The sequence below is a fragment of the Vibrio sp. S9_S30 genome (assembly GCF_014694455.1).
GTDB lineage: Bacteria > Pseudomonadota > Gammaproteobacteria > Enterobacterales > Vibrionaceae > Vibrio.
In genome coordinates this window covers 1-15,897 of record NZ_JAAUWT010000007.1, presented here as the reverse complement: position 1 = coordinate 15,897, position 15,897 = coordinate 1, and the positions used below count along the sequence as shown (strand labels likewise).

At 43.8% G+C, this 15,897-nt stretch carries 14 protein-coding genes and 1 riboswitch; of the genes, 11 read left to right on the top strand and 3 right to left on the bottom strand.

All coding sequences use genetic code 11. The features are described 5' to 3' along the window. The first annotated feature begins 18 nt into the window (after positions 1-18). A complete protein-coding gene (locus tag HC752_RS09855) occupies positions 19-366 on the top strand; it encodes a gamma-glutamylcyclotransferase family protein (protein WP_190334983.1) in 348 nt (115 codons plus the stop codon). A 128-nt stretch (positions 367-494) separates the two neighbouring features. Here HC752_RS09855 and ppa read toward each other — a convergent pair whose 3' ends face one another. Together ppa and fbp are read right to left on the bottom strand one after the other, a co-directional pair. Next, the gene (gene ppa / locus HC752_RS09850; RefSeq protein WP_190334982.1) at positions 495-1,025 is read right to left on the bottom strand and encodes an inorganic diphosphatase; all 531 of its coding nucleotides are present in this window, start codon (positions 1,023-1,025) and stop codon (positions 495-497) included. Between the two features lie 273 nt (positions 1,026-1,298). Continuing rightward, a complete protein-coding gene (fbp, locus tag HC752_RS09845) occupies positions 1,299-2,309 on the bottom strand; it encodes a class 1 fructose-bisphosphatase (protein WP_190334981.1) in 1,011 nt (336 codons plus the stop codon). Positions 2,310-2,659: 350 nt separating this feature from the next. Between fbp and mpl the strand changes: the two genes are divergently transcribed. The 5 genes from mpl to thiQ all read left to right on the top strand — a co-directional run bounded on the left by mpl (position 2,660) and on the right by thiQ (position 8,277). Further along, positions 2,660-4,009 (top strand): UDP-N-acetylmuramate:L-alanyl-gamma-D-glutamyl-meso-diaminopimelate ligase, encoded by a 1,350-nt coding sequence (mpl, locus tag HC752_RS09840; protein WP_190334980.1) that lies wholly within the window; start codon positions 2,660-2,662, stop codon positions 4,007-4,009. 33 nt (positions 4,010-4,042) lie between these two features. After that, positions 4,043-4,666 (top strand): flavin prenyltransferase UbiX, encoded by a 624-nt coding sequence (locus HC752_RS09835; protein ID WP_190334979.1) that lies wholly within the window; start codon positions 4,043-4,045, stop codon positions 4,664-4,666. Between the two features lie 65 nt (positions 4,667-4,731). Beyond that, positions 4,732-4,863, top strand: a riboswitch (TPP riboswitch). A 72-nt stretch (positions 4,864-4,935) separates the two neighbouring features. Further along, positions 4,936-5,916, top strand: coding sequence for a thiamine ABC transporter substrate binding subunit (thiB, locus tag HC752_RS09830; RefSeq protein ID WP_194717340.1), 981 nt, complete (start codon positions 4,936-4,938; stop codon positions 5,914-5,916). 68 nt (positions 5,917-5,984) lie between these two features. Further along, on the top strand, positions 5,985-7,580 hold the full coding sequence (thiP, locus tag HC752_RS09825; protein WP_190334977.1) for a thiamine/thiamine pyrophosphate ABC transporter permease ThiP: 1,596 nt from the start codon (positions 5,985-5,987) through the stop codon (positions 7,578-7,580). Continuing rightward, positions 7,573-8,277: a thiamine ABC transporter ATP-binding protein gene (thiQ, locus tag HC752_RS09820; RefSeq protein WP_190335171.1), complete on the top strand. Its 705-nt coding sequence runs from the start codon at positions 7,573-7,575 to the stop codon at positions 8,275-8,277. Before thiP ends, thiQ begins: the two co-directional genes overlap by 8 nt. A 1-nt stretch (position 8,278) precedes the next feature. Here thiQ and HC752_RS09815 read toward each other — a convergent pair whose 3' ends face one another. Continuing rightward, the gene (locus HC752_RS09815) at positions 8,279-8,677 is read right to left on the bottom strand and encodes a DUF2170 family protein (protein WP_190334976.1); all 399 of its coding nucleotides are present in this window, start codon (positions 8,675-8,677) and stop codon (positions 8,279-8,281) included. Between the two features lie 871 nt (positions 8,678-9,548). Between HC752_RS09815 and HC752_RS09810 the strand changes: the two genes are divergently transcribed. From HC752_RS09810 to HC752_RS09790, 5 genes are all read left to right on the top strand, one after another. Further along, complete coding sequence (locus tag HC752_RS09810) at positions 9,549-10,868, top strand: 6-phospho-beta-glucosidase (protein ID WP_190334975.1); 1,320 nt, start codon at positions 9,549-9,551, stop codon at positions 10,866-10,868. 30 nt (positions 10,869-10,898) lie between these two features. After that, the gene (gene chbG / locus HC752_RS09805; protein ID WP_190334974.1) at positions 10,899-11,621 is read left to right on the top strand and encodes a chitin disaccharide deacetylase; all 723 of its coding nucleotides are present in this window, start codon (positions 10,899-10,901) and stop codon (positions 11,619-11,621) included. Between the two features lie 362 nt (positions 11,622-11,983). Next, positions 11,984-12,808 (top strand): HDOD domain-containing protein, encoded by an 825-nt coding sequence (locus HC752_RS09800; RefSeq protein ID WP_190334973.1) that lies wholly within the window; start codon positions 11,984-11,986, stop codon positions 12,806-12,808. 263 nt (positions 12,809-13,071) lie between these two features. Next, on the top strand, positions 13,072-14,322 hold the full coding sequence (locus tag HC752_RS09795) for a DUF3391 domain-containing protein (RefSeq protein ID WP_190334972.1): 1,251 nt from the start codon (positions 13,072-13,074) through the stop codon (positions 14,320-14,322). Between the two features lie 193 nt (positions 14,323-14,515). Continuing rightward, positions 14,516-15,316 (top strand): helix-turn-helix domain-containing protein, encoded by an 801-nt coding sequence (locus HC752_RS09790; protein WP_190334971.1) that lies wholly within the window; start codon positions 14,516-14,518, stop codon positions 15,314-15,316. Positions 15,317-15,897: the final 581 nt, after the last annotated feature.

The window sequence follows — 15,897 nt, the reverse complement described above, 5'->3', positions numbered from 1 at the left end:
TCGCCTGTGGAGAGAGCGATGGAACAGCTGGTGTTTGTGTATGGAACGTTGCGGCAAGGCGAAGAAAGCCATCACTTTTTAGAAGGGTGTGAGTTGGTCGCACAATATCGGACCGGACCGGCTTTTGCCTTGTACGATTTAGGGCACTACCCGGGGATGGTTCAAGGTCAGCAAGAAATCTGTGGTGAAATCTACCGGATCAATGCGCAAATTTTGGCAAAGTTAGATCACCTCGAAGATGTACCTTACGAGTACCGCCGCGAGAAAATGTCGACCCCGTTTGGTGAGGCATGGGTCTATCTCTATCAAGATAGCAGCCAGTTATCGGAGCGAATAGATTCTGGCGATTGGTGTCAGCGTTTTTAGCTTTTTGTTTAGCTTTTTGTTTAGCTTTTTGCTTAGCTAGGGCGGCGATCTCGTGCATTTCAAGTAAAACAGCCCAGTCGATACTGGGCTGTTTTGATCCGTGGGGTGCTCTGCTATCCACGCAGAGGTTATTGATTTTGCGCTCGGTCATAAGAGGTTTGGATTTCTTCTCGAGCTGCCGCGGCGTCTGCCCACCCATCGACTTTCACCCATTTACCCGGCTCAAGCTCTTTGTAGCGCTCGAAAAAGTGGGTAATCTGCGCTTTCAGCAGTTCAGGAATGTCATTCACATCATGGATATGGTCGTATTCTTTTGAGAGTTTGCTGTGTGGTACCGCGACAATCTTGGCGTCTTCACCCGACTCGTCGGTCATTTTTAAAACCCCCACTGGACGGCAGCGGATGACAGAGCCTGGCATAAGAGGGTGCGGCGTCGGCACAAGAACGTCCACGGGATCGCCATCTAAGGATAAAGTGTGGTTTATGTACCCATAGTTACATGGGTAGAACATAGGTGCAGACATAAAACGGTCTACAAAAACCGCGCCAGAATCTTTATCGACTTCATATTTAATTGGGTCTGCGTTGGCTGGAATTTCGATCACGACATAAATGTCATCAGGCAATGACTTACCTGCGGGTACCTTGTTTAAACTCATTGGTGTTTTCCTTTTCTCATGAATTTCACTGTACATAGCTTAAGCGAATTTGTCGTATCCTGCTATTCCACTTTAGGCCATAAGTTCATCCACTTTGGGTTATAAGTTCATCCACTTTAGGTTATAAGTTCATCCACTTTAGAGCATAAGCACATCCACTTCAGATCGTAATTTAATTGGCTTTTGGGCGTTATCTGGGTGACGAAAAAGAAAACCCCCGCTGAAGCTAAATAAGAAGCTGGCGGGGATTGTTCGTATTTATGTTCGCTAGACTCAGTCTTGGTTCTGCTCAAGAAACGCTTCTACTTTGCGAACCATATTCTTAGAACCGACAAAGAAAGGCACGCGTTGGTGCAATTCTGTGGGTTTGATGTCCATGATGCGGTTAACGCCATCGGAAGCTAAACCGCCCGCTTGTTCTATCAAAAACGCCATTGGGTTGCATTCGTACAACAAACGTAATTTACCACTCGGGTGACTTTGGGTGCTTGGGTAAAGGTAGATGCCCCCTTTAAGTAAGTTGCGGTGGAAATCGGCGACCAATGAACCAATGTAACGGGACGTATAAGGGCGACCTTCTTCCGGCGAGTTTTCCTGGCAGTACTTGATGTATTTTTTCACACCCGTTGGGAAGCGGATGTAGTTCCCTTCGTTAATGGAATAAATGAAACCATCTTCAGGAATCATCATGTTTTCATGAGAAAGGCAAAAAACGCCTAGGGAAGGGTCGTAAGTAAAGCCATGAACACCGTTACCTGTGGTGTAAACCAGCATAGTGGAAGAGCCGTAAATAATGTACCCTGCCGCAACTTGCTTGTCTCCCGGTTGGAAAAAATCTTCTTCTGTTGCGGGTGATCCAATGGGTGAAACGCGTTTATAAATAGAGAAGATGGTGCCGACGGAAACGTTTACGTCAATGTTTGAAGAACCATCCAATGGATCCATCAAAACCACGTACTTCGCATTTTGATTAAGCTCTTTATTGAATGCGACTGCTTCGTCTTCTTCTTCACTGGCAACGCCACACACTTGATCGCGGGCTTCAAGTGCAGCTTTGAATTTTTCGTTCGCATAAACATCAAGTTTTTGCTGAGCTTCGCCCTGTACGTTTTCCGTGCCAACGGCACCCGTTATATCGACAAGACCCGCTTTGTTGATTTCTCGGTTCACAATTTTGGCTGCAAGCTTAATTGAACCAAGAAGAGAGGATAGATCGCCACTGGCGTGAGCGAAGTCATGTTGCTTTTCAACAATAAACTCGCCTAGAGTGCGTATCTCAGACATGTGTGTTCCTTTGTTCAGTTTTCTGGGCTGAGATCCAAGCTGCCAGCGACGTTGACAGGGGAAGGTCAAAGTTTCTCAAGGGTGTATGGATAAGAAACTAGGTCGCATGGTCGAGCTCAGATACAATAAAATCCCAATCTAAGTTGGGTTGCCTACCCGATCATTGTAGGGGTATCTGGGTTTCGCTTATCATTGTATAAGTGGAATCTTTTTAATGGTAATGAAGTAACTGGCTGATCCTTGAATAAATATGGTTGGACATCATACTTCTATACCTAAGTTTTGCTGATATCAATCGGGCAGGATAAAAAGCAACTAAAGACGTCAAAACAGACGAGGAATCGTAATTTATGCATATTCATATTTTGGGGATTTGCGGAACGTTTATGGGCGGAGCCGCGGTCTTGGCTCGCCAAATGGGGCATAAAGTCACGGGTTCGGATGCCAATGTTTACCCCCCAATGAGCACACTATTGGAATCTCAGGGTATCGAAATAATTGAAGGCTTTGATCCCTCACAATTGGAGCCGAAGCCAGACTTGGTGGTCATTGGCAACGCAATGAGTCGCGGAAACCCATGTGTAGAATATGTCCTGAATCGCAACTTGAAATACACATCAGGACCTCAGTGGTTACAAGAATTCCTACTGCATGAACGATGGGTGTTAGCCGTATCCGGTACACATGGCAAAACGACCACATCAAGCATGCTGACTTGGATCCTTGAGCACTGTGGGTATCAGCCCGGATTTCTCGTGGGGGGCGTTCTAGGTAATTTTGGCGTCTCGTCTCGCCTCGGAGAAAGTATGTTTTTCGTCGTCGAAGCGGATGAATACGACAGTGCTTTTTTTGATAAACGTTCTAAGTTTGTTCACTATCACCCACGGACTCTGGTGATGAATAATCTTGAGTTTGATCATGCAGATATCTTCGATGACTTAGAAGCCATCAAACGTCAATTTCATCATTTGATTCGTACCGTGCCAGAAAATGGTCGCATCATTTCTCCAAGTAATGATGTTGCACTTGAAAATGTGCTTGATCGGGGCTGTTGGAGCGAGCAAGAGAAAACGGGCCTCCATGGCGATTGGAGCGCCAACAAAATCCAACAAGATGGCAGCGAATTTAACGTTATCTTTCAAGGCGAGCATGTGGGCACCGTTTCTTGGAATCTTATTGGCGACCACAATGTGGATAATGCGTTGATGGCGATAGCGGCGGCTAGGCATGTTGGTGTGGCACCATATCTGGCCTGTGAAGCTCTGGCATTGTTTGTGAACACCAAAAGACGTTTAGAGCTGAAGGGCGAAGTGAATGGTATTACGGTTTATGATGATTTTGCCCACCATCCAACCGCCATTGAACTAACCTTACAAGGATTACGTAATAAGGTCGGTCAGGATAAAATCATCGCTGTGCTAGAACCTCGATCCAGCACGATGAAAATGGGCGTGCACAAAGAAACGCTCGCGAATGCATTGAGTGTGGCTGATTCCGTCTATTTGTATCAGCCAGATAACATTCAATGGTCGGTGGAGGATGTGGCGAGCCAATGCCATCAACCTGCACAGACAAGCGATGATATTGGTGTGCTGGTTGCACGTATCGCTGAAGAAGCCAAATCTGGCGATCAGATATTGGTGATGAGTAACGGGGGATTTGGTGGGATTCATGATAAATTACTCACTGCACTATCCTAAGAACAAATTGATTTTTCAACTCAAGAAGTAAGAATGACTCTGAACAATAAAGCCATTACGTTGGCATTTACTGGGGCATCCGGAGCGCCCTATGGGCTTCGGTTATTAGAATGTTTGCTCGCCGCAGATTACACCGTCTATTTGTTGATCTCTCCCGCTGCGCGAGTGGTGATGGCGACTGAACATGGGTTGAAATTATCGGGCTCTCCTGAAAGGGCAAAAGAAAAATTGGTTGAACATTTTCAATGCGATGCGGATAAGTTAATCGTTTGTGGCAAAGAAGATTGGTTTTCACCTGTGGCATCAGGATCGGCGTCACCTAAACAAATGGTGGTTTGCCCTTGCAGTGCGGGCAGTTTGGCGGCGATTGCACACGGCATGTCAGATAACCTTATCGAGCGTGCTGCAGATGTGGTTATGAAAGAGCGGGGGCAGTTGGTCTTGGTTATCCGCGAAACCCCGTTTTCTACTTTGCACCTAGAAAATATGCTTAAACTTTCGCAAATGGGCGTCACGATTATGCCTGCTGCACCGGGATTCTATCATCAGCCAACCAATATCGATGATTTGGTCGATTTTATGGTGGCACGCATTCTGGATCATTTAGGTATTGAGCAAAGTTTGACCCCACGCTGGGGGTATGATCAGCGCAATTAATTGCCATCGAGAAGCGGTTGAAGTAATTGCATATGGCTAAGTTGATAGAAGTCGATAAAATAGAATCACTCTCATCGGGGTGCTAAATGAATGGGCGGTGTTTGCATTGCTTATTTTATGGCTGAGATAAACCTTTGGTTTGAACCCGTACACCTGAACCAGATAATACTGGCGTAGGAATTGAGCGCGGAAATATGCCTCTCTCAACACCTGTGCCGCTCAACAATGGATAGGAGCGACCAGTGAAATACGCACTGACTACTCATGTATTGACTACGGTAGCACTTGCTACACTTGCTGCCACACCGGCTTTCGCCGAACAAAACACACTAACGGTTTATACATACGATTCTTTTGCGGCAGATTGGGGCCCAGGACCAACGGTCGAGAAAGCCTTTGAAGCGCAATGTGGCTGTAACCTAGAATGGGTTGCACTTGACGATGGCGTGACCATTTTAAATCGCTTGCGCTTGGAAGGAAAAAACAGCAAAGCGGATATCGTGCTTGGCCTTGATAACAATTTGATGGCTGAAGCAAAGAACAGTGGCTTGCTCACCGAACACAACGTCGACACGACTAACGTGACGCTCCCTGGTGGTTGGAAAGACAGCACGTTTGTTCCTTACGATTACGGCTACTTTGCGTTTGTTTACAACAAAGAAAAACTCACCAACCCACCAAAGAGCCTAAAAGAATTGGTTGAGAAGCGTGATGATCTTAAAGTGATTTACCAAGACCCACGAACCTCAACTCCGGGTCAAGGTTTAATGCTGTGGATGAAGTCGGTGTATGGCGACAATACGACGGACGCATGGAAACAACTGGCTAAAAAAACCGTCACCGTGACGAAAGGCTGGTCTGAAGCGTATTCAATGTTCTTGGAAGGCGAGTCTGACCTTGTGCTTTCATACACAACGTCTCCGGCGTATCACTTAATCGCTGAACAAGACGCGAAATACGCCGCTGCCAATTTCGCTGAAGGTCATTACACTCAGATTGAAGTTGCGGCTAAGGTGAAGGGGAGTGAGAACTCAAAACTAGCCGATGAATTTATGGCATTCATTCTCAGTGATGCGTTCCAATCTGCGATGCCAACAGGCAACTGGATGTACCCAGTCACTCGTGTTGAACTTCCTGAAGGGTACAACACGTTAACGGTTCCAGCGAAAGCGTTGTCCTTCACTTCCGATGAAGTCGCGAAGAGCAGAAAAGCTTGGATTAAAGAATGGCAAAACGCCCTGACTTTCTAAGTTTTATATTACTCGACAAGCCATGCATAATGCATGGCTTGCTTGTCTATGCATAGGCTCATTCTGTTGTGATTCGAAATGTCCCTAAAGTCGGGATAGCCGTTGCGTCGGTTATCTTACTTTTTGTTGTTTCTGCTTTGTGGGCATTATTGACCAATGCGCCTTCATTGAACCCTCTTCAAATATGGTCTGATCCCTATTATCGCCATGTTACCCAGTTCAGTTTTTATCAAGCTTTTCTGTCCACCTTACTTAGTGTCGGATTTGCCGTACCTGTTGCGCACGCATTGTCTTACCGATATTTTCCCGGCAGAGGTTTGTTGCTGAAGCTGTTTGCGAGCACATTGGTGTTGCCCGTCTTAGTGGGGGTATTTGGGATATTAGCCATTTATGGCAACAGTGGTCTTATAGCCGATTGGCTGAAAAACTATGGGGTATCTCTGCCTTTTTCGATTTACGGTCTCAGTGGCATTTTGCTTGCCCATATGTTTTTTAACTTGCCATATGCGACGCGGTTGCTGCTTCAAGCGTTAGAAAGTATTCCGCCAGAGCAACACAAATTGTGCGCCCATTTAGGGATGTCTCGCTGGAATAAATTTCGCTGGGTAGAGTGGCCTCGCTTGGTGGCGCAGCTTCCGCAAGTGAGTGGTTTGGTCTTCATGTTGTGTTTTACCAGCTTTGCCACCGTGATGGCATTGGGCGGGGGACCGAAGTCAACGACGATAGAATTAGCCATTTACCAAGCGATTAAATTTGATTTTGATATTCAAACGGGTGCATTACTGGCCATGTGGCAAATGTTATTGTGTGGTGTACTCGCCATCAGTGTTCAAAAGCTGTCCAAGCCTGTGGCTGTCTCTTCTGGCAGCTTGAAGTCGCCACCCATGTATTCCGATCGCCGCAGGGCAAAAATATGGGACACCTTTTGGATCGGTTTTGTTATGGCACTGGTTCTGCCGCCGCTGTTAATGGTTGTTTTAAGTGGCCTAAATAGCAAAGTACTCATCGTGTTGTCCGATGGGCGTTTTTGGAACGCAGTGAGTTCCTCGATCCAGGTCGCTTTGCTCGCCAGTGTTTCTGCGCTGCTACTGGGGACGGCGATTTTATCGACCAGCCGTGTTTGGCGACTCCAAAAACAACACTTTCGTGCGGATAAAATTGAACTGGCAGGCACCATTATTCTCGTGACACCAGGCTTGGTGATCAGTACCGGGTTGTTCTTATTGATCAGAGAGGTAGCCGATGTATTCAGTGTGGCGTTTTGGATTGTGGTCGCCGTAAACTGTTTAATGGCACTGCCCTACGTTATCAAAACATTGTCGTTGCCTATGTTTCAATTGGTTCAACAGTATCAATATTTAACGGCGAGTTTAGGCATTCGAGGATGGCATCATTTTCGTTTAATGGAGTGGCGGGCATTAAGAAAACCGTTCGCCCATGCGTTCGCGATCAGTTTTATGTTGTCGATGGGCGATCTCAGTGCCATTGCTCTGTTTGGTAGTCAAGAATTCAGAACGTTACCCCTGTATTTATTCCAATTGCTTGGAAGCTATCAAATGGAAGCGGCAGCGGTGGTTTCTTTATGCCTTTTACTGCTGAGTGTATTGAGCTTTTCACTTGTTGAAGCCTTATTTAAACAGAGAGAACATCATGACCATTCTTAGTTTACGAGATGTGAATTACCGCTATAACGATGAACTGTTTCGTTTTAACTTGGATGTGAATGAAGGCGATATCGTTTCATTGATGGGGCCAAGTGGTGCAGGGAAATCGACTTTGCTATCGCTGGTGGCCGGTTTTATACAGCCTGAGTCGGGTCAGATTCTTGTGGCTGGGCAATCTGTTTTAGGGCTACCTCCGCATCAGATCCCTGTGTCGATGTTATTCCAAGAAAACAACCTATTTGCTCATTTATCGGTTCGTGAAAACATAGGGTTGGGTATAGATCCTAGCCTAAGGCTTTCTTCGATGCAGAAAAAGCAAATAGAGGAGGCAGCGGCGATGGTGGGAATCAGTGAGTTTTTGGATAGACTCCCAGAGCAGCTTTCAGGCGGACAGAAACAACGAGTGGCATTAGCGCGATGCTTTGTTCAGCCTCACTCCATTTGGCTTTTGGATGAACCTTTTTCGGCGCTTGACCCAGTCATTCGAGAAGACATGCTCTCTTTAGTGCAAGCGTTAGCCCAAGAACGAAACATTGCCGTGGTGATGGTGACGCACCACATCAGCGATGCGAAATCCATTGCGACTCAATGCGCTTACCTGTCTCAAGGTGAAGTTCGGGCCGTTTTGCCTATTGAAGAGCTCGTTGCCACACACTCCAATCAAGAAATAGCGGCGTTTGTTAAAGCGGGTGAGTAGCTCAATACACCAGATGGTGATTGTACATGTCGATAAAGGCTTCGGCATTTGTGAATAGTGTGGCCACTTCAATGAGCACACTTTCTTCCTTAGCCTGAGAAGACACCGAACCAAATGTCGTGTAATAGCTCACTTCGTCTACGTGGTTTATGCCTATATTAGTCAAAGGAACCAGCTTGTGAGTTTGTAGGATTTCCTTATTGAGGGCGTGAACATCTTTTACGTTCCGCTCAGGAAACAAAATGCTTTCTATGACGATCTGGTGCTCAGACATGCTTAAGTAAGCAATTAAGCTATCCTCTTTGTTGTTGATGATGAGCGTTCTTGAATCAATGGAATCCACTTCCCATCCTCTTCTCGTGTCTATCAGCTTCTGTAGACCATCTAATGTCCATAACACAATGATAATCCTTTTAAATCAGTCATTAAGGCTAAGGAGTATAGTAAATAAGTTGGGCATGGCAACACACAGTCATGGTACCTCGTCGCGATTGACACCGCTTTTGTTGCGAATAGTGTCAATGTATCTTCTTGTTATAGTAAGTGTATTTTTAGGCTATGTAACAAATATTGTCTGCTTATTTAAATTCGAAACTTCTTAGTGGTTATAATTATTGGGATGAGTGTCACTTTTTATAATTCCATCTGAATGTAATAGATAGGAGGCGTTATTTAAAACTCTCTTATTGGATTGGTTAGATGAATAAATAATAGTTGTTTCATTGTTATTATTTGGTTATTTATTGGTTTTTATTTCTTATTTAAGCTGATTGTTTAAATGTAAGAATCAAGCGTGTGAGAATTTTTCCTTACCCCATATTATTAAATTGAGATATTCTTCACGCAAAGTGCAACTGGTTATTCTTTTTTATTAACCCAGTTTTTGATAGAGTTTCTTTCGTCCATTAATCATTCAGATGGAATGAGTGATGACATTCAAAAAGAGGGTGTTTGTCTCCTCAATCCTCCAGCCCGAGTCCAGCCAGAGAAAATAAAAATTTACGGATCAGTATGGTATTAACCTTGCTGCCATGCCCTCTCATATCTACAGAATGATGACAGGTGATGAGGTTTTAAAATAAGCACTCTCACTTAGTAAGTAACACTCAATTAATTTTAGTCTTATATGACCTGATTATATTCATCGGGAAGGGGTTTTTATATTCGAAATATGAGTTTAATTACGAAAATACATGACGTAATAATGAAATTTGTAGAACAATATATTGCGTCCTTAGCTGAAAAAGTTGGCAAAAAGGTAAGAAAGGATCATGGCTAGAAAGGCTCTAAAACTTGCGATTATTGGTGGGGGAAGCAGTTATACCCCAGAATTGATTGAAGGCGTACTCATTCGCATTGATCGTTTGCCTGTAAGGGAAATTCATTTGGTTGATGTTGAAGAAGGGCAAGAGAAACTGGAAATCATTGCGGCACTTTCAAAGCGTATGGTTAAGAAAGCCGGTGCTGACATTGAAATAAAAGCGTCGTTCGATCGAAGAAGTGCCATTAAAGGCGCCGATTTTGTTATGACCCAATTTCGAGTTGGCGGCCTTCAAGCTCGGGCTAATGACGAAAGAATTCCCCTGAAATACGATGTGATTGGGCAAGAAACTACGGGACCGGGAGGGTTTGCTAAAGCGTTAAGAACCATTCCTGTGATCTTAGAGATATGTCGAGACATTGAAGAGTTGGCACCACATGCCTGGATGTTGAACTTTACGAACCCTGCAGGGTTGGTTACGGAAGCCGTACAACGACATACCAAAGTAAAAAGTATTGGGCTGTGTAATGTGCCAATCACTATGAAAATGAGGGTCGTAGAAATTATGGATTGTCAGCCAGAAGACCTTCAACTGGAATTTGCAGGATTAAATCACCTTGTTTGGGTTCATAAAGTCTGGCTGCATGGGGAAGACATGACCCAAGTGGTATTGGAGAAAGTGGGGGAGGGCGCCAACTTCAGTGTGAAAAACATTTTTGAAGAACCGTGGGATCCCGATTTCTTATATGCCCTAGGGGTTATCCCTTGCCCATATCATCGTTACTTTTACCAAACAGAAGCCATGCTGGAAGAAGAAAAGCAATCGGCGCAAGAGATCGGCACTCGTGCTGAACAAGTCATGCAAACAGAAAAAGAACTGTTCGATCTCTATCGTGATGTCCATCTCGCTCACAAACCAGAACAATTGGAACAAAGAGGGGGAGCGTACTATTCGGATGCTTCCCTGAATCTTGTTGACGCGATTTACAACAACTTGAATACAGTGCATGTCGTGAATGTTCGCAACAATGGGACGATTCACACATTACCAGATGATGCGGTGATCGAATGCAGTGCGGTGGTGGGGAGTTTGGGCGCTAAGCCCCTTACTGTCGGCCCGTTTCCCGCTGAAATTCGCGGCTTGATACACCAAGTTAAAGCGTACGAAGAACTCACCGTTGAAGCCGCGGTTTCAGGCAGCTATGCAAAAAGTCTAATGGCACTGGCAAATAACCCGCTGGTTCGGGATATTACGAAAGCAAAAGTGATATTGGATGAAATATTACAAACCAACAAACCGTATCTGCCTCAATTTAAGGGGGCGATTTAGTCTGTATGATGGCAAAAGTAGGAGGACAGCGTGCAAGTCATATTCAATGCTGATGATTTCGGTTTAACCCATGGAGTGAATCAAGGGATTAAAGATGCTCATGTAAACGGTGTCGTGAACTCGACAACACTTATGGTCGGAATGAGTGCCGATGAAGACGCGGCAGAAATGGCCAAAGCGTTACCGAATTTAAAGGTAGGTATTCATCTGCGTTTTACTGCGGGTAAACCGCTAACGAATTTGCCAAATTTGCAAGGTGGAGATGGGTACTTTCCTACCCAACCCGACTTTTGGCAGCGTAGGGATTTTTGTGCTATTGCTGTCGAAGCAGAAGTACAGGCTCAGCTTCAATACTTTGATAGCATGGGTCTAGCGCTCAGCCATATTGACAGTCATCATCATGCACACCGGCATCCACAGATACTCCCTATTGTTAAGCGGATCGCAGCCGAGCGGGGTGTTCCTTTGAGAGAGCAGTCTGTCGACGGGTGCCGATATCAATTTACCGCTAAATTTTTTGATGAAACCGTCTCAATGGGTTCATTACTTTCATTGATTAGCACCTTTAAAGAGCGTTGTGATGTACTTGAGGTGATGTGTCACCCAGCGAGAATAGATGAGCACCTAGAACAGATATCCAGCTATGTGATTCCACGAGAAAAAGAACGAGTGATTCTGACCGATCCTCAACTCACAACTGCACTTAACGATATGGGTGTGGCGATTGCTGATTACTCTGCTATTGCAGTGTAGATGGAATAGCGAGCTATCCTTTGGAGCAATAGCTCGATAGCAGAAGTGGATTACGGGCGTGACAATGGTTACTGGGCAGTGAGTGCTTTTACCCAAACGCTTCGTCAGTGCCATTCCTTATCAGTAAAATGGTGTGTTCCGCTGTGGAAATTCTAATCGCTAAAATAAAGAGTTAAGAAATCAGCATTGCACAAGAGTTTGAGCCTAAATTGAACCGAAGAAAGAGTGTTCTTGCCTTCTCATTGTGAAGGGAGTCAATAGACCTCTTGAGCTCAAAAGACCCCTTAAAGATAGGTAAGACAATAACATCCAATTCTTAGACTATAGTTAAACTGCACATTCATTAGTTTAGGGAGAATTCAATGGATCAAGCGAACTTATTATCAAGAATAAATGAATTGCCTAAAATTCGAAAAGTCTTGCAGGAGCTTGTCGAGATGGTGAATCGAGACGAAGTGGATCTGATGGAGCTGTCAAAAAAAATTGCCATGGAGCAGGTTGTCTCCGCGCGGATTTTAAGGTTAGCCAACTCGGTTCACTTTGGACGAAGCAGAACGGTCGCATCAATCGATGAAGCTGTCATCCGTTTGGGGACAGAACCGATTAGAACGTTGGTCGTCGTGTCAGTATTGACGAGTGCATTCCCTAAATTTGAAACGATGGATGTCACCGAGTATTGGAACAACACATTTGAGGTTGCCACGATTGCGAGCAATATCGCGAAAGAAATCGGTCTAGAGCCTAATCAAGTATTCACAGCCGGTATCCTTCACAATATTGGTGAACTCATGATTCATGCATTAGTACCAGAAGAAGCGAAAATCATCCAAGAGCGAGTGAATAGAGGCGAAGATATGGAAACCGCACAACGTGATGTACTGGGAACATCAGCCAGTGATCTGGGGGCAAAACTCGCTACGGCATGGAAGTTTGCCCCTCAATTGGTTGATTCCATCGCGCATTGTCTCAATCCAGAAAACGCCGAAGAAGAGCCTAAAATTGCATGGTCTTTACACTTGGCAAGGCAAATCAATTCTGACTGGGATGATATTGAAGAGGAAGATGATAAGCTTAAATATATTGAATCAAACCAAGATGCAAAAGTACTGGGTCTATCAACCGCTTTTTTACCCACATTAGAAAATGTGAGAGGTCAAGGAAGGGACCTAGCCGCTCAAATGGTGTAACGAAATGTTATAAAGGGGTTTGGATACCCCTTTTTTTATTTATAATGCCAACGCTCAATTGGGGAAGGTTCGTCAACTCCCTCGCCAATTTAAGAGTGTTGAATGAATGGTAACGTACTGAATCTTAATCATAAGGTTACCAAAACCAAACGAAGTGAACTTAATGTAAACGCCATTAGAGCGTTGGTTCCTAATAATGTTGGATTTATCATTCTGCTCAATTTGCCGTGAAAATACGTAATTTAGGAATAGATTAATTCAGTGTGGCTAGTATAAAAATTACGGTCGATCGAATTCAACCAGGTCTTCATGTCAGATTGCCTGTGAGTTGGAAAGACCATCCATTTCTTCTAAATAGCTTTAAGATTAAATCTCAAGACCAAGTGAACATAATTCGTCACTTGGGGATCAAGCACGTCTATATCAACCCTCTTCAAAGTGACTCTGAACCGTTACCCGTAAATGAAAGTTCAGATAAATTAGAACAAGAAAGTGAACTCGAGCTAACTAAGAAAAAAATGTGGGAAGAGAAGCAAGCCCGGATTGAAAAGCTCAATGCTTACCGCAGACGTGTCAGTCAATGCGAGAAAGAATTTGAACGTTCTCTATCACAGCTTCGCTCGGTGATGAGTAAAATCCGTAATCGACCAGGAGATGCCGTTAATGAAGCCACTATTATGGTTGATGAAATTGTCGACAAACTACTGACGGATAACAACGTGACACTACATCTTATGAATGGGAAAAGTAAGTTCCAGGACATCTACTTTCATTCATTGAACGTTGCAGTGATTGCGATGATGATCAGCAAAAGCAAAGGGTTCAAAGCCGAACAAATCAAAGAGATTGCATTTGGCGCTTTGTTCCATGATATGGGGAAAGTACGGGTTCCGTCCGCAATAATTAATAAAAAAACCGAATTGTCGGCACCAGAAGTGAATTATTTAAAGCTACACACTAAGTATGGCTTAGAAATAGCAGACAAAATTGAAGATTTTCCTTCTAGCGCTAAACGCATCATCACTCAACACCATGAATGGGTGGACGGCAGTGGGTATCCAGAGGGATTAAAAGGCGATCAGATCGATGCTTATGCGCAGATAGTGGCTCTCGCTAATGCCTATGATAATTTATGTCATCCAAGAATAGAGGCAGAGCAGAAGATTCCATTTAGTGCGCTATCTCATCTCTATAAGAAATGTAAACATCTATACAATAATGAAAACCTGAACATTCTCATCAAGTTTATGGGAGTGTATCCACCAGGAACCGTCGTCCAGTTGTCTAATGACATGGTTGGGTTGGTTATTTCTGTTAACGCCCAAAATATTCTTTATCCTAACGTATTACTTTATGATTCAAATGTGCCCCGTAATCAGGCGCCTATCCTTGAACTTGCCGATAGCGATCTGAAGATCGTATCGCCTATCTTGCCGCACAAGCTTCCAGACAAGGTTAGGGAATACTTAAATCCAAGGGCTCGGATATCTTATTATTTTGAGAGTGAAGCGTGATGTCTTCTCAAAATGGCTACAAAAAAATAGAGATATTTTAGTCACTAGTTTGTCACGTGTTTGATTTCAACCTTAATTTTAAATACAGACACTTGGCAAACTTAAGATGCTCTGATTTTATAACCATCTATATAGATGGTTGGATTCATAGTGATGAGACGTTGTAGAATCCTTTGTACATTGGAGTGTAATTATGCAGTCAACGACACAAACAGCAAAGTCAGAGTATTTGCTCATGGCCTTGCGACAAACAATAAAAGATGAAGGCATTACCTACAATACTTTGGCACAACAACTTGGTGTGCCCCTCTCTTCTTTAAAAAGACACCTTCACAATCCTTCTATCCCTCTAGAGAAGTTACTGACCTATTGTGTGGGAGCTGGAATCAACCTTTCGGAACTTCACCAAGTCGCACTCAAACTGCAATTTAAAAACGAGAACTTCTTCAATGAGATTCAAGATGATGTGTTTTTTGAATTCCCTCAGCTATACGACTTCTATCGCGAACTTCGCCATAGAGAAAATGAGCTGCATATCATGCAGGAAGAATACGGACTCGATGACGCGTGCATCTATCTCTATTTAAGGGCGTTAGAAATCCTAGGGCTGATTCAACTAGGGGAAAGCAATCGCTTCTCCTTTATTGGTCCATATCATTATCAAATGTCCAGCACCTCAAAGTTGAGTAGGCAATATCTAAAAAACTTAAAACAGCAGGCGTTAGAAGCCAAAGACGCAGCGAAAGTCATCTGTGGGCGAATGTATTTATCGGATGAACAGCTTGAAGCCATCGAGACTAAGTTAAATGAAGAAATTCTACGAACACATAATGAAAATATGGAGCATGGAAGAACCGAACCCCAACATTTACGCAATATGATGTTCTTCGAAACGAAATATAAGAAGATACTTTTCTCTGATGGCATTGGTCCTTTGCCTAATGATGTGCTCAATCGGGTCAAAAACATGATCAGTGAAGATGGAAATCTTTAACTTATCCACAGTTCAATGTGAGTAAATTGTGTGAAGAAAGGGGGTAAAATTGGATTCGTACAAAAGTTGCTCGCATGGTTCTTTTTTTCCAAAAAAATGCCTTTTTAGTATTGCCAACTTCGAATTACTCCCTATAATGCCGCCTCACTGACACGGCAGACGCCACAAGGCTTCAGCAATAAATGTCAGTAAGGTATCTGGCTAAAAAATAGATGATTTGTTTCTCCTTTGAAAAAAGGGAAATTAAAAAGAAAAAGTGTTTGACACTGATAATTATCTCGCTAGAATGACCGCCTCTTCATAGGGAAGCCTAGCAACTTACGAAGAAAGCTCTTTAACAATATAGACCTATCAATCTGTGTGGGCACTCGTTGATGATAATCCAAAATGTTTCTTAGGAAACACTTTAGGTTTCAATGAACTGAGTGACCAACCAAGACTTCTTTTGGAAACCTAAGAAGACTTAGCACAGTCAATTCAACATTTACTTGTAAATGTAATCAGTATTCATTGAGCCGAACAAAATCTTAAATTGAAGAGTTTGATCATGGCTCAGATTGAACGCTGGCGGCAGGCCTAAC

Excerpts from the sequence above, each read along its gene's own strand:
- HC752_RS09855 (WP_190334983.1), top strand. The coding sequence starts at position 19 with ATGGAACAGCTGGTGTTTGTGTATGGAACGTTGCGGCAAGGCGAAGAA.
- ppa (WP_190334982.1), bottom strand. The coding sequence starts at position 1,025 with ATGAGTTTAAACAAGGTACCCGCAGGTAAGTCATTGCCTGATGACATT.
- fbp (WP_190334981.1), bottom strand. The coding sequence starts at position 2,309 with ATGTCTGAGATACGCACTCTAGGCGAGTTTATTGTTGAAAAGCAACAT.
- mpl (WP_190334980.1), top strand. The coding sequence starts at position 2,660 with ATGCATATTCATATTTTGGGGATTTGCGGAACGTTTATGGGCGGAGCC.
- HC752_RS09835 (WP_190334979.1), top strand. The coding sequence starts at position 4,043 with ATGACTCTGAACAATAAAGCCATTACGTTGGCATTTACTGGGGCATCC.
- HC752_RS09810 (WP_190334975.1), top strand. The coding sequence starts at position 9,549 with ATGGCTAGAAAGGCTCTAAAACTTGCGATTATTGGTGGGGGAAGCAGT.
- HC752_RS09800 (WP_190334973.1), top strand. The coding sequence starts at position 11,984 with ATGGATCAAGCGAACTTATTATCAAGAATAAATGAATTGCCTAAAATT.
- HC752_RS09790 (WP_190334971.1), top strand. The coding sequence starts at position 14,516 with ATGCAGTCAACGACACAAACAGCAAAGTCAGAGTATTTGCTCATGGCC.